Genomic DNA, 20,915 nt, shown 5'->3' with positions numbered 1-20,915 from the left:
GGCACTTGGCCCCGGGCCATCATCTGAATGAATGACGGCCGCGAAAATTCAGCGCTGCCCGAGCCGCACCAGCAGGCTGACCAGTTCGGCCTGGCGGCTGGTGTGGGTCTTGCGGAACAACGCACGCAGTTGGCTGCGTACCGTATTGATCGAAGTGCCGAGCTGGTCGGCGCACTGTTCGGGCGTCAGCCCGCGGACCAGCAGGTCGCCCAGGCGCTGCTCGGCCGGGGTGAGGCCGAACAGTTCGCCCAGCAGGCGGCTCTGGCGGTGTGCGTCGAGCAGCGCCAACAGCACCAGTGGGCGCTGGAAGGGCTGGTTGAAGCTGGCCTCGGCGGGCACCGGGGTGACCAGCAGTTCCTGCCCGCTGCCATCGCCCAGCGGCAGCCAGCCGGCCTTGCCCTTGCCGGCGCGGGGCGCGGCCTGGCGTACCAGGGCCTGGAGCTTCGCGTCGTGCTGGCGGCAGTGCAGGCGGCCGAAAACCTCATGGAACAGCCCGCCGCGCAGACCGAGTCGCTGCTGAGCGGCCTGGTTGGCGTAGAGCACGCGGGCGTTGCCCTCGAGCAGCCACAGCGGCGTGGGGTGCTGGTCCAGCAGCAGGTCGCGGTGGGCCAGTTGCTGGCGCATCTCGTCGATACGCCCGAACATCCGCGCGGCGCGGGTCAGGTGCTCGCTCAGGCGGGTCAGCAGGGTCTGTTCCTGCGGGGTGGGGTAGCGCGCGCCGAGGCTGGTCAGCACCGACAGGTAGACGCCGGAGTTGGCCTGCTCGTTGAGTTTCAGGCACGACACGTTGTGCATGCCGTTGGGGCGCTGGAATTCCTGGTAGTACGGGTCGCGGGCCATGCGCTGCGGGCCGTATTCCTCGCGGTCGTGGTACCAGTGGCCGACCGGGCGGTGGAGCATGAAGCCCTTGGACGGATCGATGGTGCAGAATTCGCGGTTGTAGGTCTCGATGGCGCCGGGGTCGCAGAGGTTGATCTCGCTGGCCAGTGCGCCGCTCTCGGTCTGGTCCCAGAACAACAGGGCACCTTGCTGGCGGCCGCTGGCCGAGATCAGCTCAGTGAGCAGCGGCAGCCAGTTGGCTTCGTCGAGTACGCACTCGTAGGTCAGCCCCACCAGCCGGTCGTACCGCCTGTCCATATCCCGCCGTGGCATGGCCGCTCCATCCGTTGATTGCGGATCGCACTGTTCGCCGTGCGCTTTCAACGTGCTCGCTCACCGTGCAGATTGCACTTTGCAGATTGCACGATCGAGGTATGGCACATGGCCTTGAGTGTCGCAAGGCCACTAATCGGCCTGTTTCGGATGAATCGTGGGATGGCGACGGAAGGCATTTCACACAACGAATTGGCACTTTTCCGCCGGACGGCTGGAATCCGGACCACCAAGCTCATGCAGACAGTTTGAGGATTTCCCGCGATCGGCTAGAAGTTAAGGAAGGGGCGGCCTGACAGAAAAGTCCCGGGGTGAGCCGTCACTACCCCTGCGGCCTGCCAGGAATTGAAAGAAGGAAGTCGAAACTGGTTATGGATGCAATGGGACTGTTGCCGACCCGGCGTACGACGCGTCTGCTCAAGCTGGTCTGGCCGTTCATGGTCGTGGTCCTGCTACAGACGCTGATCGGCAGCGGCAGCTTCTTTATTCTCTCCGGGGTGCGCGCCTATGTGGGCGGCGAGAGCCTCTGGTCCAAAGGCCAGAAGGACGCCATCCACTACCTGCAACTCTATGGTCAGAGCCGTGATTCGGCGGATTACGAGCGCTACCGCACCGCCATTGCGATTCCCCAGGGCGACCGGACCTTCCGCGCCGCCCTCGATCTCAGCCAACCCGACCTGGAACTGGCCCGCGCTGGCGCCCTGCAGGGTGGCATCCATCCCGACGACGTCGGTGCGCTGATCTGGCTGTACCGCTATTTCCACGAGTACAGCTACTTCGACCAGGCCGTGAAGATGTGGATCATCGGCGACGCCTACCTCGACCAGCTGGAGCAGCTGTCCGACGAGATGAGCGCGAAGATCCGTGCCAATGACGTCCGTCCCGGCGACCTGAGCTACTGGAACAGCCGCATCCAGGCCATCAACGACGGCGTCACGCCGGCCGCCATGGCTTTCTCCGCCGCACTGGGGCAGGGCTCGCGGATGATCATGTGGGTGCTGCTGGTGGTCAACGGTCTGACCGGACTGGCGCTGATCCTCCTGGCGGTCTGGCGCACGCGCAAGCTGCTGCACCAGCAGCGCGCCTTCGAAAGTGCCCTGGACACCGAGAGGGAACGTGCGCAGACCACCCTGGCGGCCATCGGCGACGGCGTGGTGACGCTCGACCAACATGAGTGCATTGCCTACTTCAACCCGGCGGCGGAACGTCTGATCGGCTGGGACAACTCCATGGCTGTCGGCCTGCCGCTGCGTTCACTGCTGCGGGTGCTCGACGAGAACTCGCAGGTGGAGGGCCTGCCGCTGGTGGGGCAGATCCTGCGCGCAGAGGTGGATGGCGGCAGCGAGACCAGCAAGCTGATCCAGCGCCTGGATGGCACCAGCGTGGCCGTAACCCTGGTGGCGACCCCGATTCACGCCGATGGCCGTGTGATCGGCGTGGTGCTGGTGCTGCACGACATGACCCGCGAGCGCCAGTACATGGCCAGCCTGTCGTGGCAGGCAACTCACGACGCACTGACCGGCCTGACCAACCGCCGCGAGTTCGAGTTCCGCCTGAAGCAGGCCCTGGAAAGCTCGGCGGACTCCCACGACCAGCACTCGCTGATGTACCTGGACCTGGACCAGTTCAAGCTGGTCAACGACACCTGCGGCCACGCCGCCGGCGACGAACTGCTGCGCCAGGTCTGCTCCGTGCTGCAGCAGTGCCTGCGCGACGGCGACACCCTGGCGCGCCTGGGCGGTGACGAGTTCGGCATCCTCCTGGAACACTGTCCGCCGGACATGGCGGTGCAGATCGCCGAACGCATCCGCCTGACCGTGCAGGCGCTGCACTTCATGTGGGAGGGCCGCGGCTTCAACATCACCGTGAGCATCGGCGTGGTGCACATCTCCGCCATGCTGGTGTCGGTGGAGGAAGCGCTGCGCTGTGCCGACATGGCCTGCTACATGGCCAAGGAAAAAGGCCGTAACCGCGCCCAGGTGTTCCGTCCGGACGATACCGAGCTGTCCAACCGCGTTGGCGAGATGGCCTGGGTACAGCGCATACGCCTTGGGCTGGAGGAGGAGCGCTTCTGTCTCTATGCCCAGCCGATCTTCCCCGTCGACGAGCGCGTGATGGAGGGCGCCCACGTCGAATTGCTGCTGCGCCTGAACGACGAGTGCGGCCGGTTGGTGGCGCCGATCAACTTCATCCCCGCCGCCGAGCGCTACGGGCTGATGCCGGACATCGACCGCTGGGTGGTCGAGAACGCCTTCCGGACCCTGGCCGAGCGCAACGCCGAGGGCGGTTACGAACCGATTCATACCTGCGCCATCAACCTCTCCGGCGCTACCATCGGTGACGATACCTTCCTCGACTTTCTCCGCGACGTGCAGCCGCGCTACGGCATCGAGCCCGCCAGCGTGTGCTTCGAGATCACCGAGACCAGCGCCATCGCCAACCTGGTCAACGCCACGCGCTTCATCCAGGAGCTCAAGGCCCTGGGCTACCGCTTCTCGCTGGACGATTTCTGCGCCGGGATGTCTTCCTTCGTCTACCTCAAGCACCTGCCGGTGGACTATCTGAAGATCGACGGCAGCTTCATCAAGGACATGCTCGAAGACCCCATCGACCGCGCCATGGTCCAGGTGATCAACCAGATCGGCCACGTGATGGGCAAACGCACGGTGGCGGAATTCGTCGAAACCCAGGAAATCCTCGAAGTCCTGCGGGAAATCGGTATTGACTACGCCCAGGGATACGGGCTGGCTCGGCCGCAACCCTTCAACCGGAGCTTCCTGCGTGAGACGCATATCGCAGCTGTAGCATCCGACACAACCTCCGGACGGTGACGTGCAGCCAGGAGAGGACTAACCTGAGGCCTGAATTACCGGTGCTTGCATGGATCGACCAGCAACGGAGCCTTGGATGAACGACACCTTTGTTCGCAGTGGGCCGCTCAAGGAGCTTTCCAGCTATCCGCACTGGGCCCAGCGCCTGGTGCAGGAATGCGAAGCCAGCCGTTTATCGGTGGTCGAGCATCCCCTCTACGCCCGCATGCGCGACGGCCAGCTGAGCCGGCAGACCATGCGCGCCTTCCTGGTCGGTGGCTGGCAGGTGGTGGAGCAATTCCCCCTGTACATGTCCCACAACCTGCTCAAGACCCGATTCGGTCGCAGCCCCGGCGAAGACATGGCGCGGCGCTGGCTGATGCGCAACATCCGCGTCGAGCTCAACCACGCCGATTATTGGGTGCGCTGGGCCGAGGCCTACGGCGTGACCCTGGCCGAACTCAAGGCCCAGCTGGTACCCGCCGAACTCCATGCCCTCGGCCACTGGTGCTGGCACAGCTGCGCCACCGAGGAGCTGGCGCTGGCCATGGCCGCCACCAACTACGCCATCGAAGGCGCGACCGGTGACTGGTCGGCGCTGGTCTGTTCCACCGATGCCTACGAACGCACCCTGCCGGCCGGCAGCCGCAAGGACGCCATGCGCTGGCTGAAGATGCACGCCCGCTACGACGACGATCACCCCTGGGAAGCCCTGGAGATCATCTGCACCCTCTGCGGCCCGCAGCTCGCCATGCCGCGCTGTCTGGCGCTGCGCGAGGCGATCTGCAAGAGCTATGGCTACATGCGCCTGTTCCTCGACCAGTGCCTGGCGCTGGAGCAGGTGCAGGGCAATGTGCGGCGGGGGCCGATGCAGATAGCCGGCTGAGAGGCAAACCTCCCAGCCGTGTCCGGACTCAGGGCACGAGAATGATCTTCTCGCTGCTGCCCTCGTTGACCTCGTGATAACGCTGCACACCCTCGCTCAGTGGCACTTCGCGCAGGCCGGTGGGCAGCGGCAGCCTGCCGTCGTCGAACCACTGGCCGAACTGGCGCAGCATCGCGGCGCAGGCCACCGTGTCGTACAGCAGCGAATTCACCCCGACCACCGAACCGCCACGGCGATACAGCGCCAGGGCTGGAAGCTGCACGTGGCCGTCCACCGGCGCGGCGATGATGGCGATGCGGCCGAAGGTAGCCAGGGCGGAGACCGCTGCCGGCAGCCAGAAGCCGGTGGTGTCGAAGATCACCTCGGCGCCGCCGGGGAAGTGTTCTTCCACCTGCGCCGCCAGGGTGTCCGCCGAGCCCAGCAGGATGCTCGGCACGCTCTGGGCTTGCAGTTCCACCTGCGATTCGGCGCGACGCACCGCGCCCAGCACCTGGGCGCCGCGGGCCTTGGCCAGGGAAATGGCCGCCGCGCCGACAGCGCCGGAACCGATCACCAGCAGGCGGGTACCGGCGCCGACCTGGCTGCGCTCCAGCGCGTCCCAGGCGGTGGTGAAGGGCACGCCGCAGCTGGCGGCCTGGGCGAAGCTCATGTGCTCGGGCATCAGCGCCACCCCGCCGACCGGCACGCTCATCAGCTGGGCGTGGCTGCCGTTGCGGCTGAAGCCCAGCCCCCGGCCGGTGCCCCAGACGGATTTGCCCAGCAGCTCGGCCGGCCCTTTCACCACGGTGCCGGCGAAGTCACGGCCGGGCACGCGGGGCAGGGTGGTGTAGGGGAAGCGGCCGAGGACGTTCTTCACATCGCTGGGGTTCAGGCCGGCGGCGTGGATTTCCACCAGCACTTCATTGGTGGCGGGCACCGGGTCGGCGATCTCGGTGAAGCTCAGGGCGGCGAGGTCGCCGGTGCGGTCGAATTGCAGGGCTTTCATGGCACGGGTCCTTGGCAATCAGGGGGAGATGGGATCAGGGGAACCAGCGGGTCAACAGCGGCAGGGCGTTCTCGCCGATCTGCATGCCCAGCAGGCCGACCAGCGCCACCAGCGGCGGCGCCGGTGAACGGAAGTCGAGGAAGTGGTAGGCGAGGCCGACGCAGATGCCGATGGCCAGGGATATCAGGTAGTTCATCTTGTACTCCGCGGGTGTTTCCGGCGGCTGGCGGGAATGGGGCCAGTCTAGGAGCCGCGCCGAAGCGCCGCCGGTCATTGGCTTCGGAATATCGGACAGATGTGGGTGGGGAGTATTGGATGGGCGTGTCGGCAGCGCCCATTGCAGGAGCGGGCCATGCCCGCGATCCGCCGGCCGGGCCGGCGCTTTCTCTTGCTCTGGTGTTGCAGGTCTGCTGCGTTGGCTTGGGTGTTTCTGCGCCGCTTCGGCGTACGCCCGGGCATCTTGTTTCGCCCCCTCGGGCGACCTTCTTTGGCAAACGCCCCAAAGAAGGCAAAGGTCTTGCCCCGGACATCCGGTTTTTCGCTTAGGCGAAAAATTCCCTCGTTGAAACGAAGTTTCAGGGGCCCGCGTTGACGGGCCATCCCTGGCCCGACAACGCTCTCGCGACATCCATGTCGCTCAACCCCTGAAACTCCGCTTCAACGAGGCCTCCTGAACGGGGCCGTTCGGAGTGCGCGGGTATCTCTCTGGAAGACTTTCGAGCCAGAGCCAGAGCCAGAGCCAGAGCCAGATCAGGGCATTTTGCTTTTCGTGGGAGCGAGCTTGCTCGCGAACCGCCCAACGCCGAACCTCACCTGGCGCAATACTCCGACGGCACCACGCCCAACTCACGCCGGAACATCTCGCTGAAGCTCCCTGGCTGATACCCCAGCCCATGGGCGATCTGGCTCACCGCGAGGCCTTCGTTGAGCTGCGCCACCGCGGTGGCCAGTTGCACCTGCCGGCGCCACTGGGCGAAGCCCATGCCCAGGCTGCGTGTGAACAGGCGGGCAAGGGTACGCACGCTGGCGCCGGCGTCGGCGGCGTGCTGCTCGAAGGATATCTCCTGGGTCGGTTCGGCCATCACCGCCAGGCACAGGTTCAGCAGGCGACGGTCGGAGTCGTCCGGCAATGGCACGCGCAACAGCAGGCTGCGGGCGCGTTGCAGCTCCAGCACCGCCAGTTGCGACAACGCCTGGTAGTAGTCGGTATCCGGCTCGCGCTCGTGCTCCACCAGCCGGACGATCAGCTCGCGCAGCAACCCGCCCACTTCGAACGCCTGCACCTGTTCGCCGAGGGAGTCCGCCGTGCCCGGCCGCAGGTAGATGTTGCGCATCTGCAGTTCGCTGACCACGCGGATGCCGTGGGGCACCTGCGGCGGCAGCCAGACGGCACGGTTGGGCGGCACCAGCAGCGCTTCGGAAGGCGTCTCCAGCCACATCACCCCGGACATGGCGTAGAGCACCTGCCCCCAGTCGTGGGAGTGCGGCTCGATGTGCAGGCCGCGCGGGTAGCTGCGGGCCAGGGCCCGCAGGGTCGCCGGCGTGGCTTCGAAATCAGGGGGAGCGGCGCGGGCCATAGTGCGGGCCAAAGTCCGATTCGGGCAGGGGAGATGGGCCGCATGGTAGCCGCCGCACGGCGCCCTGACGAGGGCGCGGCACTCGCACTGGCAAGTTGGTGCACCACTTTGTCACGAAATCTTTACGGTGCGGCGGCATGCCGCACGGGGCCTTGGGCGGTGTAAGGATTTCTTGCCGGGACAAGCGCACCGCCAGAGCGCAAACCGGCGGCACCCGGCTTGTTCCAGAGCCCCGCGACGGTTGAGATGGAGGCATTCCAGACGCCTGGACGGCCCCGCGCCGAGCCAGCCGATAACGACAACGAGGAGGCCGGATGAACGCCGTGACCAAGATCGAACAACACAATCCCATCGGCACCGACGGCTTCGAGTTCGTCGAATTCACCGCCCCCGACGCCCAGGGCATCCAGCAACTGCGCCAGCTGTTCACCGGCATGGGCTTCACCGAGACTGCCAAGCACCGTTCCAAGGAAGTCTTCCTGTTCCAGCAGAACGACATCAACATCGTGCTCAACGGCAGCCCCACCGGCCACGTCCACGAGTTCGCCAAGAAGCACGGTCCGAGCGCCTGCGCCATGGCCTTTCGGGTGAAGAACGCAGCGCAGGCCGCCGCGTATGTCGAATCCCAGGGCGCGAAACTGGTGGGCAGCCACGCCAACTTCGGCGAGCTGAACATCCCCTGCGTCGAAGGCATCGGCGGCTCGCTGCTGTATCTGGTCGACCGTTATGGCGACAAGAGCATCTATGACGTCGACTTCGAGTTCATCGAAGGACGCACCGCCAACGACAACGCCGTCGGCCTGCTGTGCATCGACCACCTGACCCACAACGTCAAGCGCGGCCAGATGGACGTCTGGTCCGGCTTCTACGAGCGCATCGCCAACTTCCGCGAGATCCGCTACTTCGATATCGAAGGCAAGCTCACCGGCCTGCTTTCCCGCGCCATGACCGCGCCCTGCGGCAAGATCCGCATCCCGATCAACGAGTCGGCGGACGACAAGTCGCAGATCGAGGAATTCATCCGCGAATACCACGGCGAAGGCATCCAGCACATCGCCCTGACCACCGAGGACATCTACGCCACCGTGCGCCAGCTGCGCGCCAACGGCGTGGATTTCATGAGCACTCCGGACACCTACTATGCCAAGGTCGACACCCGCGTTGCCGGCCACGGTGAGCCGCTGGAGCAACTGCGCGAGCTGAACATCCTCATCGACGGCGCGCCGGGCGATGACGGCATCCTGCTGCAGATATTCACCAACACAGTGATCGGCCCGATCTTCTTCGAGATCATCCAGCGCAAGGGCAATCAGGGCTTCGGCGAGGGCAACTTCAAGGCCTTGTTCGAATCCATCGAGGAAGACCAGATTCGTCGTGGCGTGATCTCCGACCAGTAACTCGCTTGCCCGGCGGCCGCGCGGATAGCGTGGCCGCCCGCGGAGAACCGCCATGCTCACCCTGTATTCCTACTGGCGCTCCAGCGCTGCCTATCGCGTGCGCATCGCCCTCGGGCTCAAGGGCCTGGCCTACCGCCAGGTCCCGGTGCACCTGGTGAAGGACGGCGGGCAGCAGCACGCCGCCGACTACCAGTCGCTCAACCCGCAGGAGCTGGTGCCGTTGCTGGTGGACGGCGACGCGCGCATCGCCCAGTCCCTGGCCATCCTCGAATACCTCGACGAGACCCATCCGCAACCGGGCCTGCTGCCGCGCGATGCGCTGCAACGTGCGCAGGTCCGTGCGTTGTCTCTGCACATCGCCTGCGACATCCATCCGCTGAACAACCTGCGGGTGCTGCAGTACCTCAGCGGACCGCTGGGTGTGGCGGACGAGGCGAAAAGCGCCTGGATTCGCCACTGGGTCGAGACCGGCCTGCACGCGGTAGAAAAGGGCGTCGCCCACTGGACCGGCCCGCTGTCCCTGGGTGAGCGCCCCGGCTACTTCGAGGCCTGCCTGATTCCCCAGCTGTACAACGCCCGCCGCTTCGACTGCGACCTTTCCGGTTGCCCGCGCCTGCTCGCCATCGCCGCGCGCTGCGAATCCCTCGAAGCCTTCCAGCAGGCCGCCCCGGAGGTGCAGCCCGACGCCCAGTAAGACCCGCCATTCCACCGCTCTTTAGCCTTGCCTTGCCCGTACTGCTCTACACGAACCGTCTGGCCACAAGCCGGGCGGCCGATTCCCGTCACAGATAAAAACAACAGGTGACGCATGACGCGTGAAACTCAACACGCAGGCCAGCTCCAGCGCGGCCTGAAGAATCGCCATATCCAGCTGATCGCCCTCGGCGGCGCCATCGGAACCGGGCTGTTCCTCGGCTCGGCCGGGGTGCTCAAGTCTGCCGGCCCGTCGATGATCCTCGGCTACGCCATTGCCGGTTTCATCGCCTTCCTGATCATGCGCCAGCTCGGCGAGATGATCGTCGAGGAGCCCGTCGCCGGCTCCTTCAGCCACTTCGCGCACAAGTACTGGGGCGGCTTCGCCGGCTTCCTCTCGGGCTGGAACTGCTGGGTGCTGTACATCCTGGTGGGCATGTCGGAACTCACCGCGGTGGGCAAGTACATCCACTACTGGTGGCCGGACGTGCCGACCTGGGCCACCGCCGCGCTGTTCTTCATCGTGGTCAACGCCATCAACCTGTTCAACGTGAAGGCCTTCGGCGAGGCGGAGTTCTGGTTCGCCATCATCAAGGTCGCCGCCATCGTCGGCATGATCGCCCTGGGCTGCTACCTGCTGGCCAGCGGCACCGGCGGCGAGCAGGCGGCGGTGAGCAACCTGTGGGCCCATGGCGGCTTCTTCCCCCACGGCATCAGCGGGCTGGTGATGGCCATGGCGATCATCATGTTTTCCTTCGGCGGGCTGGAGATGCTCGGCTTCACCGCCGCCGAGGCCGACCAGCCGAGGAAGGTGATCCCCAAGGCGATCAACCAGGTGATCTACCGCATCCTGATCTTCTACATCGGCGCGCTGGCCGTGCTGCTTTCGCTGACGCCGTGGGACAGCCTGCTGCAGACCCTGAACGCCTCCGGCGACTCCTACAGCGGCAGCCCCTTCGTGCAGATCTTCTCGATGATCGGCAGCAGTACCGCCGCCCACGTACTCAATTTCGTGGTGCTCACCGCCGCACTGTCGGTCTACAACAGTGGCACCTACTGCAACGGCCGCATGCTGGTGGGCCTGGCGGAGCAGGGCGACGCGCCGCGTGCGCTGGCCAAGGTGGACAGCCGTGGCGTACCGGTGCGCTCGCTGATGGTCTCGGCGGCGGTGACTTTCCTCGCCGTGCTGGTGAACTACCTGGTCCCGGCCCGCGCGCTGGAGCTGCTGATGTCTCTGGTGGTCGCCGCGCTGGTGATCAACTGGGCGATGATCAGCCTGGCGCACCTGAAGTTTCGCGCGCGCATGGATGCCGACGGCAAGCGCACCGCCTTCCGTGCCGTGGCTTACCCGGCGGCCAACTGGCTGTGCCTGGGCTTCGTGGTGTTCATCCTCGGCGTCATGTTGCTCACCCCGGGCATCCAGGTGTCGGTCTATGCGATTCCTGTGTGGCTGCTGGTGATGTACGGCTGCTATCGCCTGAAACGCCAGGGCGCGGTGCGTAGCGAGGTGCGGGCGGCGTTGGCGGACTGAGTCGCCCGACTTTGAGACGGGCCGCCCGAGATTGACCGTGCGGCCCGACCTTTCCTAGAGTGACCGGGCCATTTTTCGTCAGAGGGATACTCATGAAAAAAGCACTTTGGCTGCTCGCGGCCGCCGTGCCGGTCCTCCTCGTCGCCTGCGGCGGTGAGGAAAAGAAAGCACCCCAGGTCGACGCGCTGGTCCTGCCCGGCGACGCCAAACTGGATTCGCGCAGCGTCTCGTACAAGTGCGAGGACGGCCGCAAGATCAGCGTTCAGTACCTGAACAAGGGCGACAACAGCCTGGCCGTGGTGCCGGTGACCGACGCCTCCAGCCTGGTCTTCGCCAACGTCATCTCCGCCTCCGGCGCCAAGTACGCCGCCGGCCAGTACATCTGGTGGACCAAGGGTGAGGACGCCACCCTGTACAAGGACTGGAAAGGCGGCGAGCCCGCCGACGGCGTAGCCTGCAAGGAGAGCTGATTCCTCTTGTGGCGCCCGGACGGAAAAGCCCGGCAGATGCCGGGCTTTTTCATGTCAGCGCGCCATGGGCGGATGAGCTTTTGCAGGGCGAATAACGCGCCAGCGTTATCCGCCGCATGGACAACGGCGCATAACCTGTTCCAGGTTATGCGCCCTACGACCGAACATAGGCCGAGACGCGGATTAAACCTGTAGGAGCGGGCCATGCCCGCGATCGCGCGCATGGCGCGCTCCTACAATTCGCACCCTGTCAGAAGGTGAATTCGAGGTTCACCGTCGGCGTCGAGGTGCGGGTGCCGCGTCCGCCGTCCACGCCGAACTTGTTGTGCCAGTACTCGTAGCCCACGCCCAGCCACAGGTTCGGCTGGCGCTTGGTGCCGGGCAGGGTGGCGAACATCAGTGAGGTGCGCATCAGCGTTTCCGGCGCGGTGTCGTTGTCGTTGTAGTCCTCGCCCTTTTCCCCGGTGTAGTTCAGGAAGCCCTGGAACTTCGCCCCGTGGTCACCCAGCTGGAACGGCCGCAGCCAGGTCAGGTTGACCATGTAGGTGGTGTCGAAGGTGTGGTCCGGGTGCTTCACGTTGGGGATGCCGGAGTGGTTCTTCTCGCGGTAGTAGAACAGCGAGAGGTCCAGCACGCCGGGCCCGTTGAACTTGATGGTGGGGCCGAACACCAGTGCGCGCTTTTTCGCCGAGCCGAGGTTGTTGTTGCGGCTGGCGTCGAAGCCGAAGGTGAAGGCGTGGTCCTTCACCAGACCCTTGCCCTGCGGCAGGTCGAACACCCGCGAGGCGTACAGCTGGCTGCGGAATACCCCGTAGACCTCGCTGCTGCCGCTGTCGGTGCCCTTGCGCGGGTCATCGCTGTCGGACTGCAGCACGTCGAGGTGGAAGAAGTTGCTGCCGTAGCGGTAACCGTCGGCGTGGCTGAAGCTGAAGATGCGTTTGCTGATGTCGTGCGGGTTGTTCGGGTTGGTGAAGCCCTTGCCGTAGCGGAAGCCCAGCGTGTTGCTGGTCCACTCGAAGAAGCGATCGTCATCGGCCTGCGCCATGCCCAGCGGGGCGAGCACCAGCGCGGTACCGAGGGCGAACCGGCGGCCGGTGCTCAGGCGGCGGCTGGAACGCAGTTGGGGGCGGGCGGCGCCAAGGGCCGTCATCGCGGAAGAAACCATGCTGCACCTCTGTGTTGTTCTTATTTTTTGTGGCTTCGGGGCCGGCGTCCCGCAGGGTGAACTGCGGTCGGTGACAGGCTGGGTTCTAATGGTGAATTGATGACATTGCAAGAAAAACTTGTACACAAATTCGTATACAAAAATTGACACGGAAGTCAGGAATGAGCCTTGCGCGGCGCTGTACTGCGGTTTGGCGACAGACTGGTCGCCAGCCGTTATGCTGCTGACTTTCCGACTCTTCCGACAGCCATGCTGCAGATTTCCAACACCGTGCAGATCCCCGACGCCGAGATCGAGCTGAACGCCATCCGTGCCCAGGGCGCTGGCGGACAGAACGTCAACAAGGTGTCCAGCGCCGTGCACCTGCGCTTCGATGTGCGCGCCTCATCCCTGCCTGAGTTCTACAAGGAACGCCTGCTCGCGCTGAGCGACCAGCGCATCACCAGCGACGGCGTGGTGGTGATCAAGGCGCAGCAGTACCGCACCCAGGAGCAGAACCGCGAAGATGCGCTGAAGCGCCTGGCAGAGCTGATCCGCAGCGTCGCGAAGGTGGAGAAGAAGCGCCGCCCGACCAAGCCGACGCTGGGCTCGAAGACGCGCCGGCTGGAAGGCAAGAGCAAGCGCGGGGCGATCAAGGCGGGGCGGGGGAAGGTGGATTTCTGAGTGGTTGGTTTGGCTGAACATCGGCGTTGGGGCGCCCCCCTCTCCCTAACCCTCTCCCTTCAGGGAGAGGGTTAGGGAGAGGGGCTCTTGCTCTTCGTAGGAGCGAGGGGGACGCCATTGTTATTGCTCGCGAACGGACCCCGCAGCGGATTCGGTTCGCGAGCAAGCTCGCTCCTACAGTGAATCCTGACGCCAGGTACGAATGGCGTCAGTCCCGTAGAGTGCACAACCTGGCACAGGATATCCGTCGCCTCCCAAACGGCGGATAACGCTGACGCGTCATGCGCCCTGCGCAAAGCTCCGGCGGCGAATCAGTGCACCAGCATCCCGGTGAACACATAGGCCTGCGCCAGCGTGATCAGGCCGATGAACGCGGCGAAGATCAGGCTGTGCTTGACCGTGAAGCGGAACAGGTCCGACTCGCGCCCGACCATCCCGGTGGCCGCGCAGGCTACGGCGATGGACTGCGGCGAGATCATCTTGCCGGTCACCCCGCCGGTGGTGTTGGCCGCCACCAGCAGTGTGTCGCTGACCCCGAGCTGGTGCGCGGTGGTCGCCTGCAGTGAGCCGAACAGGGCGTTGGACGAGGTGTCCGAGCCGGTCAGGAAAACCCCCAGCCAGCCGAGGAACGGCGAGAAGAACGGGAAGGCCGCGCCGGTGCCCGCCAGCACCAGCGCCAGGGTCGTGGACATTCCCGAGTAGTTGGTGACGAAGGCGAAGGCCAGCACCATGCCGATGGTCAGCACCGGCCACTTCAGCTCCTTCAGCGTCTCGCCGAAGGTCGCCGCGCCGCTCTTCACGCCGATGCGCAGGATGGCCATGGAGATCAGCGCCGCGAAGAAGATCGCCGTGCCGCTGGCCGACACCAGGTCGAACTTGTAGATCGCCCGCATCGGCGTCGGGTTGGCGACGATGGGTGCGGCCTTCAGGACAAGCTGGTCGAGGTACGGCACGGCGATTACCGCCACCCAGTTCTCCAGCGCGCCGCCGGGCAGGAACATCGCCTTGAAGGGCTTCATGGTCCAGATGGTCACCAGCACGGTGAGAATCAGGAAGGGCGACCAGGCCTTGAAGATCTGCCCGAAGCTGTACTGCGATTCCCGGCGCTGCCCGCCACCACCACCGACTGCACCGAGCGTCGCGGTGCCGTCGGCGTTGATGCTGGAGAACTCCGTCTCACGCACGTTCGCCGGCTGCCACACGCGCAGGAACAGGGTCAGGCAGACCATGCTCAGCAGCGCCGAGGTGATGTCCGGCAGCTCCGGGCCGATGAAGTTGGAGGTGAGGAACTGGCTGATGGCGAAGGTGCCGCCAGCCACCAGGAGCGCCGGCCAGGTCTCGCGGATACCGCGCCAGCCGTCCATCATCGCCACCAGCCAGAAGGGCACGATCACCGACAGGATCGGCAGTTGCCGACCGGCCATGGCGCCGATCTTGAAGGCATCCACGCCCGACACCTGCCCGGCGACGATGATCGGGATGCCCAGCGCGCCGAAGGCCACCGGCGCCGTGTTGGCGATCAGGCACAGGCCGGCCGCATACAGCGGGTTGAAGCCCAGGCCGACCAGCAGCGCCGCGGTGATCGCCACCGGCGCACCGAAGCCCGCCGCGCCCTCGAGGAAGGCGCCGAAGGAGAAGCCGATCAGCACCACCTGCAGGCGCTGGTCGACCGTGATCGACAGCACCGAGCTGCGGATGATCTCGAACTGCCCGCTCTTCACCGTCAGCTTGTAGAGGAACACCGCCGCCACGATGATCCAGGCGATCGGCCAAAGTCCGTAGAAGAAACCGTAGACCGCCGAGGCCAGCGCCTTGTCCACCGGCATGTGGTAGACGCTGATGGCGATCAGCAGCGAGAGCACCAGGGTGATGGCGCCGGCGACGTGGCCCTTGAGGCGGAACACCGCCAGGGCGAGGAAGAAGAAGATGATCGGCACGAGGGCCGCCAGGGCCGAGAGGCCGAGGCTGCCGAGCGGAGTATAGAGCTGCTGCCAGGTTTGCATGGGGAGTGTCCCTTGTTGTTGTCGGAGGCAAAGCGTCAGCGGTGGATAACTCTTTCAGGTGGCGCGTGTCCGGGCGGCGCGCGGGCCGGCAGGCATTGAAAAAGCCCCGCAACGCGGCGCGTAGCGGGGCTTCTGAAAGCGAGTTCGGGCAAGCTTTTGGGGGTGTCGCCGCCGGCTCGCTTGAGGCCGGCGACGACCACAACTCGGCCGGTGGCTGTCTGTCGCCAGGGCCGTGTGAGCGCTTTCAAAGCGCGGCCACTCCGGCGCTGGCGACCTGTGCATCCTCGCCGGCCTTCACCCCGGAAACGCCCACCGCGCCGATCACCTGGCCGTCCAGCACGACCGGTACGCCGCCTTCGAGCGAAGTGAGCAGCGGCGCGGTGACGAAGGCGGTGCGGCCGCCATTGACCATGTCCTCGTAGCCCTTGGTTTCGCGCCGGCCCAGTGCCGCGCTGCGGGCCTTCTCGGTGGCGATGTAGGCGCTGGCCGGGGCACAGCCGTCGAGTCGCTCCAGGGCCAGCGGGTGGCCGCCGTCATCGACCACCACGATGGCCACCGCCCAGTGGTTGCGCTGCGCTTCGGCGCGCGCGGCGGCGAGGATGCGGCCGACTTCCTGCTGGGTCAGAACGGCTTTGCTGAGCATGCTTGCACCTCGCCTTGAAGGGATTCCAATGGCGCATCGGCGAGCGCCTCTTCCACCAGTTCGATCCAGTGCCTTACCGGCGTGCGGCCTGCGCCGGCCAGGTGCGTCTGGCAGCCGATATTGGCGGTGACTATGACTTCCGGGGCGCCGCTCTCCAGCGCCTTCAGACGGTTGTCGCGCAGGCGCCGGGACAGCTCCGGCTGGGTTAGCGAGTAGGTCCCGGCCGAGCCGCAGCACAGGTGGCTGTCCGGCACGGCGGTGAGGCTGAAGCCCAGGCGCGTGAGCACGCCTTCCACCGCGCCGCCGAGCTTCAGCGCGTGCTGCAGCGTGCAGGGGCAGTGGAAGGCCAGGCGACGGTCGCCGTGCAGGTGCAACGCTTCCAGTGGTTCTTCGCGCAAAACCTCGGACAGGTCGCGAGTCAGTTCGCTGACCCGCCGGGCCTTGGCCGCATACTGCGCATCGCGCTCCAGCAGATGGCCGTAGTCGCGGACGAAGGCGCCGCAGCCGCTGGCCGTCTGCACGATGGCTTCGACGCCGGCCTGGATCGACGGCCACCAGGCGTCGATGTTCCTCCGCGCCCGATCCAGTCCCTGTTCCTGGGCATTCAGGTGATAGTCCACGGCACCGCAGCAACCGGCATCCGCCGCCGGGATCACGCTGATGCCGAGGCGATCCAGCACCCGCGCGGCAGCGGCATTGGTGTTGGGTGACAGCGCCGGTTGGACGCAGCCTTCGAGCATCAGCATGCGCCGCGTGTGGCGCGGTTTCGGGCGCTCCACGGGGGGATGCGGATGGCGCGGCAGCTTGCTTTGCAGGCCCTCCGGCAGCAGCGGGTAGAAGGTGCGCCCGGCCCTGGCCAGCGCGCCGAACAGCGCGGCATTCGGCACCACGGCGCGCAGGCCCTGGCGCATCAGGCGCTCGCCGAAGGTGCGCGGCACCTGCTGCTCGACCACCGCCCGGCCGATGTCCAGCAGGTTGTGGTAGTCCACGCCGGAAGGGCAGGTGGTTTCGCAGTTGCGGCAGCTCAGACAGCGGTCCAGGTGCTCGCGGGTGCTGGCGCTGGGCGCGGCACCTTCGAGCACCTGCTTGATCAGGTAGATGCGACCGCGCGGGCCGTCCAGTTCGTCGCCCAGCAACTGGTAGGTCGGGCAGGTGGCCGTGCAGAAGCCGCAGTGCACGCAGGAGCGCAGGATGCGTTCGGCCTCCTCGGCGCGCGGCAGGTGCCTGGCCTGTTCGCTCAGGTTGGTTTGCATCAGAGCTCCCTGTACATCCGGCCGGGGTTGAAGAGGCCTTGCGGGTCGAGCTGCTGCTTGAGGCTGCGGTGGTAGCGCAGCAGCGCGGCGGGCAGCGGGTGGAAGCCATCGTCACCCGGTGTGTAGCGCAGGGCATGGCCGCCGACTTCGGCGGCGCTGTGGCGGATCAGTTCTGCATCTGCCTCGGACTTCAGCCAGCGCTGCGCGCCGCCCCAGTCGATCAGTTGCTCGCCCGGCAGGGACAGCGCCGGTGTCGCGTTGGGCAGCGACAGCCGCCAGAGCGTGCCGGGGCCGGCGAAGAACCCCAGGCGTTGTTCGCGCAGGTCCTGCCAGTAGCCGCTGTCGATCTCCTCGCCGCCCAGGCGCAGTCGCGCGGAGCACACCGAACCTTCGCCGCCTTCAAGGCGCAGGTACAGCGCGGTGCCGTCATAGCAGGCGGCAGTGATCGGGATCGGCTGCGCGCCCCATTCGGCGAGCTCACCCAGCGCCTGGTGGACGCCCATTTCCAGGCGCAGGCTGGCGCACATCCGCGGCTTGGGCAGCACCTTCATCGAGACTTCGGTGATCACCCCCAGACAGCCGAAGCTGCCCGCCAGCAGGCGCGACAGGTCGTAGCCGGCGACGTTCTTCATCACCTCGCCGCCGAAGCGCAGCAGCTTGCCGTGGCCGGTGATCAGCCGCGTGCCCAGCACGTAATCGCGCACCGAACCCGACCAGGGGCGGCGCGGGCCGGAGAGCCCGGCAGCCACCACGCCGCCGAAGGTCGCGCCCGAATGATCGGGTGGCTCGCACGGCAGCATCTGCCCGGCCGCCTCCAGCGCCGCTTCGATCTCCGCCAGCGGCGTGCCGGCGCGGGCGGTCAGCACCAGTTCGGTCGGGTCGTAGCTGACGATGCCGCTGTGCGGACGAGTGTCCAGTTCCACGCCGTTCACCGGGCGGCCGAGGAAGGCCTTGCTGTCGCCCCCGCGAATGCGCAACGGCGTGCGCGCGGCGAGCGCCTGGTTCACCTGCTCGAGCAGTTCGCTGCTGGCGTCGGGCATCAGAAGCGCTCCAGGTCGGGGAAGGGCAGTTGGCCGTGGTGCACGTGCATTGCACCGAACTCGGCGCAGCGGTGCAGGGTGGGGATGTTCTTGCCGGGGTTGAGCAGGCGGTCCGGGTCGAACGCCGCCTTCACCGCGTGGAACAGGGTCAGCTCGTCGCTGTTGAACTGCGCGCACATCTGGTTGATCTTCTCGCGCCCCACGCCGTGCTCGCCGGTGATGCTGCCGCCCACCGCCACGCAGAGTTCGAGGATTTTCCCGCCGATGGCCTCGGCACGTTCCAGCTCGCCGGCCACGTTGGCGTCGAAGAGGATCAGCGGGTGCATGTTGCCGTCGCCGGCATGGAATACGTTGGCCACGCGCAGGCCGAACTCCTCCGACAGCTCGGCAATGCCGTGCAGCACGCGCGGCAGCTCGCGACGCGGGATGGTGCCGTCCATGCAGTAGTAGTCCGGGGAGATGCGCCCCACCGCCGGGAAGGCATTCTTGCGCCCGGCCCAGAAGCGCACGCGCTCGGCTTCGTCGCAGGCCAGGCGCACGTCGGTGGCGCCGGCTGCCCGCAGCACTCGGTCGACGCGCTCGCAGTCGTCCTGCACGTCGGCTTCCACGCCGTCCAGCTCGCACAGCAGGATGGCCGCCGCATCCACCGGGTAGCCGGCGTGGATGAAGTCCTCGGCGGCGCGGATCGACAGGTTGTCCATCATCTCCAGCCCGCCGGGAATGATGCCGGCGGCGATGATGTCGGCCACCGCGCGGCCGGCCTTTTCCACCGAATCGAAACTGGCCAGCAGCACCCGCGCCACCTGCGGGCGAGGCAGCAGCTTGACGGTGACTTCGGTGACGATGCCGAGCATGCCCTCGGAACCGGTGAACAGTGCCAGCAGGTCGAGGCCGGGGCTGTCCAGAGCGTCGCTGCCCAGCGTCAGCTGCTCGCCCTCGACGGTGAGGATGTCCACCTTGAGCAGGTTGTGCACGGTGAGGCCGTACTTGAGGCAATGCACGCCGCCGGCGTTCTCGGCGACATTGCCGCCGATGGAGCAGGCGATCTGCGAGGACGGGTCCGGCGCGTAATACAGCCCGTGGGGCGCGGCAGCCTGGGAGATCGCCAGGTTGCGCACGCCGGGCTGTACGCGGGCGAAGCGCCCCTGTGGATTCACCTCGAGAATGCGATTGAAGCGCGCCATCACCAGCAGGATGCCTTTCTCCAGCGGCAACGCGCCGCCGGACAGCCCGGTGCCCGCGCCGCGCGCGACCACCGGCACCTTGCGCGCATGGCAGAGTTTCAGCAGCGCCTGCACCTGCTCGATGCGCTCGGGCAGCGCCACCAGCATGGGCACAGTGCGGTAGGCGGAAAGGCCGTCGCATTCGTAAGGCTTGAGGTCTTCGGCGCGGTGCAGCAGTTCGAGATCGGGCAGGGCCGCGCGCAGCTCGGCCAGCAGGGCGGACTTGTCGACGGCAGGCAGCGCGCCATCGACGCGCTCGTCGTAGAGGATGTTCATAGGCTGACGGTGCTCTGATTTTGTTTTTTTGTTCGCGCCCGCCAAGCGGTCGCGTGGAGCCACGGCACGCTGAAAATGCGACCGCCGGTCAGGCGGCGTCCACCTGCATTGATACTGGTCCTACCAGTTCTTGCACGGGCGTCCACTGGAAAGGCCCAGTCCTGACAGCTAGGGTTCTTCGCAACCATACAGGCCAGTTTCAGCTGGTCCTACCAGTTCGGGAGAAGCGCAATGACGACTTATGCACAGGGCAAGCAGCGCGTCGCCGACCAGGTGGCCGAGAAGATCGAGCGGCTGATCGTCGATGGTGTGCTCAAGGTCGGCCAGGCGCTGCCCTCGGAGCGGCGCCTGGTGGAGAAGCTCGGCTGCTCGCGCTCGGCGTTGCGTGAGGGACTGCGCGCACTGCGCGGACGCGGCATCGTCGATACCGAACAGGGGCGCGGTTCGTTCGTTGCCGATCTGACCGGTGCCGAGGACGTGTCGCCGCTGCTGCACCTGTTCCGCTCGCAACCGCGCACGCTCTACGACCTGCTGGAGGTTCGCGCGCTGCTGGAAGGGGAGTCGGCGCGACTGGCCGCGTTGCGCGCCACCGAGGCCGACCTGGTGCTGATCGACCGGCGCTTCGACGAGATGCACGCCGCCTACGACGAACCGCAGCCGCTGGACCCACGCGAGCATGCGCGGCGCGACCATGCCTTCCACCAGGCTATCAGCGAGGCCTCGCACAACCCGGTGCTGGTGCACACGCTGCAGTCGCTCAACGAGCTGATGCTCAGCACCGTGTTCGCTTCGGTGAACAACCTCTACAACCGGCCGCCGCAGAAGCGCCAGATCGACCGCCAGCATGCGCGTCTGCACCGCGCCATCAACGAGCGTCAGCCGGAACAGGCCCAGCGCGCCGCCCGAGAACATATCCACAGCGTGCGCGACAACCTGCGGGAGATCGAGCAGGAAGAGCAGCGGCTGGTGCGGGCGACCTTGCGCCTGGAAGGCTGGAAATAACGGTTCGCTTTTGCGCGTGGAGCAGCGTAGGGCGCATAACGCGCCGGCGTTATCCGCCGTTTCGGGGCTGGCGGCGGGTAACCTGTTCCAGGTTATCCGCCCTACGCTTCTGTAGGAGCGGGCCATGCCCGCGACCGCGTAACGGT

The 20,915-nt window shown here is 66.4% G+C and carries 18 protein-coding genes; 8 read left to right on the top strand and 10 right to left on the bottom strand.

Features of this window, described 5'->3' with window-relative positions:
• Positions 1–48: 48 nt before the first annotated feature.
• Entirely contained in the window at positions 49–1,152 is a 1,104-nt protein-coding gene (locus tag IB275_RS21855; RefSeq protein WP_225607672.1) for a helix-turn-helix transcriptional regulator, read from the bottom strand.
• A gap of 380 nt (positions 1,153–1,532) precedes the next feature.
• Here IB275_RS21855 and IB275_RS21850 point away from each other — a divergent pair, with 380 nt between their 5' ends.
• Together IB275_RS21850 and IB275_RS21845 are read left to right on the top strand one after the other, a co-directional pair.
• Complete coding sequence (locus tag IB275_RS21850; protein WP_192292488.1) at positions 1,533–3,983, top strand: EAL domain-containing protein; 2,451 nt, start codon at positions 1,533–1,535, stop codon at positions 3,981–3,983.
• Between the two features lie 76 nt (positions 3,984–4,059).
• Entirely contained in the window at positions 4,060–4,848 is a 789-nt protein-coding gene (locus IB275_RS21845; RefSeq protein ID WP_192291093.1) for an iron-containing redox enzyme family protein, read from the top strand.
• A gap of 28 nt (positions 4,849–4,876) precedes the next feature.
• On the opposite strand, the gene IB275_RS21840 is transcribed toward IB275_RS21845, so the two are convergent.
• From IB275_RS21840 to IB275_RS21830, 3 genes are all read right to left on the bottom strand, one after another.
• The gene (locus IB275_RS21840; protein ID WP_192291091.1) at positions 4,877–5,833 is read right to left on the bottom strand and encodes a quinone oxidoreductase family protein; all 957 of its coding nucleotides are present in this window, start codon (positions 5,831–5,833) and stop codon (positions 4,877–4,879) included.
• Between the two features lie 34 nt (positions 5,834–5,867).
• Entirely contained in the window at positions 5,868–6,029 is a 162-nt protein-coding gene (locus tag IB275_RS21835; RefSeq protein WP_081519223.1) for a DUF1427 family protein, read from the bottom strand.
• 613 nt (positions 6,030–6,642) lie between these two features.
• A complete protein-coding gene (locus IB275_RS21830) occupies positions 6,643–7,410 on the bottom strand; it encodes an AraC family transcriptional regulator (protein WP_192292485.1) in 768 nt (255 codons plus the stop codon).
• Between the two features lie 314 nt (positions 7,411–7,724).
• Here IB275_RS21830 and hppD point away from each other — a divergent pair, with 314 nt between their 5' ends.
• The 4 genes from hppD to IB275_RS21810 all read left to right on the top strand — a co-directional run bounded on the left by hppD (position 7,725) and on the right by IB275_RS21810 (position 11,501).
• Positions 7,725–8,807, top strand: coding sequence for a 4-hydroxyphenylpyruvate dioxygenase (gene hppD / locus IB275_RS21825; protein WP_081519226.1), 1,083 nt, complete (start codon positions 7,725–7,727; stop codon positions 8,805–8,807).
• A 52-nt stretch (positions 8,808–8,859) separates the two neighbouring features.
• Positions 8,860–9,501, top strand: coding sequence for a maleylacetoacetate isomerase (gene maiA, locus IB275_RS21820; RefSeq protein ID WP_192291089.1), 642 nt, complete (start codon positions 8,860–8,862; stop codon positions 9,499–9,501).
• A 114-nt stretch (positions 9,502–9,615) separates the two neighbouring features.
• Entirely contained in the window at positions 9,616–11,031 is a 1,416-nt protein-coding gene (locus IB275_RS21815) for an amino acid permease (protein ID WP_192291087.1), read from the top strand.
• A gap of 92 nt (positions 11,032–11,123) precedes the next feature.
• Positions 11,124–11,501 carry an MliC family protein gene (locus tag IB275_RS21810; RefSeq protein ID WP_015476418.1) on the top strand — a complete coding sequence of 126 codons (378 nt, stop codon included), beginning with the start codon at positions 11,124–11,126 and terminating at the stop codon, positions 11,499–11,501.
• 250 nt (positions 11,502–11,751) lie between these two features.
• Here IB275_RS21810 and IB275_RS21805 read toward each other — a convergent pair whose 3' ends face one another.
• Positions 11,752–12,546 (bottom strand): nucleoside-binding protein, encoded by a 795-nt coding sequence (locus tag IB275_RS21805; protein ID WP_225607689.1) that lies wholly within the window; start codon positions 12,544–12,546, stop codon positions 11,752–11,754.
• A gap of 369 nt (positions 12,547–12,915) precedes the next feature.
• Here IB275_RS21805 and arfB point away from each other — a divergent pair, with 369 nt between their 5' ends.
• Positions 12,916–13,329 carry an alternative ribosome rescue aminoacyl-tRNA hydrolase ArfB gene (arfB, locus tag IB275_RS21800; protein ID WP_192291083.1) on the top strand — a complete coding sequence of 138 codons (414 nt, stop codon included), beginning with the start codon at positions 12,916–12,918 and terminating at the stop codon, positions 13,327–13,329.
• Between the two features lie 311 nt (positions 13,330–13,640).
• Here the strand turns inward: arfB and IB275_RS21795 are convergent, their stop codons facing one another.
• The 5 genes from IB275_RS21795 to glcD all read right to left on the bottom strand — a co-directional run bounded on the left by IB275_RS21795 (position 13,641) and on the right by glcD (position 19,767).
• Complete coding sequence (locus IB275_RS21795) at positions 13,641–15,332, bottom strand: lactate permease LctP family transporter (RefSeq protein ID WP_192291081.1); 1,692 nt, start codon at positions 15,330–15,332, stop codon at positions 13,641–13,643.
• Positions 15,333–15,576: 244 nt separating this feature from the next.
• Positions 15,577–15,975: a heme-binding protein gene (locus tag IB275_RS21790; RefSeq protein WP_192291079.1), complete on the bottom strand. Its 399-nt coding sequence runs from the start codon at positions 15,973–15,975 to the stop codon at positions 15,577–15,579.
• Positions 15,954–17,228 (bottom strand): glycolate oxidase subunit GlcF, encoded by a 1,275-nt coding sequence (glcF, locus tag IB275_RS21785; RefSeq protein ID WP_192291077.1) that lies wholly within the window; start codon positions 17,226–17,228, stop codon positions 15,954–15,956. The genes IB275_RS21790 and glcF overlap by 22 nt, the downstream gene beginning before the upstream one ends.
• Positions 17,228–18,268: a glycolate oxidase subunit GlcE gene (glcE, locus tag IB275_RS21780; protein ID WP_192291075.1), complete on the bottom strand. Its 1,041-nt coding sequence runs from the start codon at positions 18,266–18,268 to the stop codon at positions 17,228–17,230. Before glcE ends, glcF begins: the two co-directional genes overlap by 1 nt.
• Positions 18,268–19,767, bottom strand: a complete 1,500-nt coding sequence (glcD, locus tag IB275_RS21775) for a glycolate oxidase subunit GlcD (RefSeq protein ID WP_192291073.1) — start codon at positions 19,765–19,767, stop codon at positions 18,268–18,270. Before glcD ends, glcE begins: the two co-directional genes overlap by 1 nt.
• A 231-nt stretch (positions 19,768–19,998) precedes the next feature.
• Here glcD and glcC point away from each other — a divergent pair, with 231 nt between their 5' ends.
• Positions 19,999–20,769 (top strand): transcriptional regulator GlcC, encoded by a 771-nt coding sequence (glcC, locus tag IB275_RS21770; RefSeq protein ID WP_192291071.1) that lies wholly within the window; start codon positions 19,999–20,001, stop codon positions 20,767–20,769.
• Positions 20,770–20,915 lie beyond the last annotated feature (146 nt).

It is taken from the genome of Pseudomonas sp. PDM21, from assembly GCF_014852505.2.
GTDB lineage: Bacteria > Pseudomonadota > Gammaproteobacteria > Pseudomonadales > Pseudomonadaceae > Pseudomonas.
Note: the sequence above shows the minus strand (reverse complement) of the source record. Positions and strands in the feature narration are given on the sequence as shown.

Coding starts and splice junctions, on each gene's coding strand:
- IB275_RS21855 (WP_225607672.1), bottom strand. CDS start 1,152: ATGCCACGGCGGGATATGGACAGGCGGTACGACCGGCTGGTGGGGCTG.
- IB275_RS21850 (WP_192292488.1), top strand. CDS start 1,533: ATGGGACTGTTGCCGACCCGGCGTACGACGCGTCTGCTCAAGCTGGTC.
- IB275_RS21845 (WP_192291093.1), top strand. CDS start 4,060: ATGAACGACACCTTTGTTCGCAGTGGGCCGCTCAAGGAGCTTTCCAGC.
- IB275_RS21840 (WP_192291091.1), bottom strand. CDS start 5,833: ATGAAAGCCCTGCAATTCGACCGCACCGGCGACCTCGCCGCCCTGAGC.
- IB275_RS21835 (WP_081519223.1), bottom strand. CDS start 6,029: ATGAACTACCTGATATCCCTGGCCATCGGCATCTGCGTCGGCCTCGCC.
- IB275_RS21830 (WP_192292485.1), bottom strand. CDS start 7,410: ATGGCCCGCGCCGCTCCCCCTGATTTCGAAGCCACGCCGGCGACCCTG.
- hppD (WP_081519226.1), top strand. CDS start 7,725: ATGAACGCCGTGACCAAGATCGAACAACACAATCCCATCGGCACCGAC.
- maiA (WP_192291089.1), top strand. CDS start 8,860: ATGCTCACCCTGTATTCCTACTGGCGCTCCAGCGCTGCCTATCGCGTG.
- IB275_RS21815 (WP_192291087.1), top strand. CDS start 9,616: ATGACGCGTGAAACTCAACACGCAGGCCAGCTCCAGCGCGGCCTGAAG.
- IB275_RS21810 (WP_015476418.1), top strand. CDS start 11,124: ATGAAAAAAGCACTTTGGCTGCTCGCGGCCGCCGTGCCGGTCCTCCTC.
- IB275_RS21805 (WP_225607689.1), bottom strand. CDS start 12,546: ATGGCGCAGGCCGATGACGATCGCTTCTTCGAGTGGACCAGCAACACG.
- arfB (WP_192291083.1), top strand. CDS start 12,916: ATGCTGCAGATTTCCAACACCGTGCAGATCCCCGACGCCGAGATCGAG.
- IB275_RS21795 (WP_192291081.1), bottom strand. CDS start 15,332: ATGCAAACCTGGCAGCAGCTCTATACTCCGCTCGGCAGCCTCGGCCTC.
- IB275_RS21790 (WP_192291079.1), bottom strand. CDS start 15,975: ATGCTCAGCAAAGCCGTTCTGACCCAGCAGGAAGTCGGCCGCATCCTC.
- glcF (WP_192291077.1), bottom strand. CDS start 17,228: ATGCAAACCAACCTGAGCGAACAGGCCAGGCACCTGCCGCGCGCCGAG.
- glcE (WP_192291075.1), bottom strand. CDS start 18,268: ATGCCCGACGCCAGCAGCGAACTGCTCGAGCAGGTGAACCAGGCGCTC.
- glcD (WP_192291073.1), bottom strand. CDS start 19,767: ATGAACATCCTCTACGACGAGCGCGTCGATGGCGCGCTGCCTGCCGTC.
- glcC (WP_192291071.1), top strand. CDS start 19,999: ATGACGACTTATGCACAGGGCAAGCAGCGCGTCGCCGACCAGGTGGCC.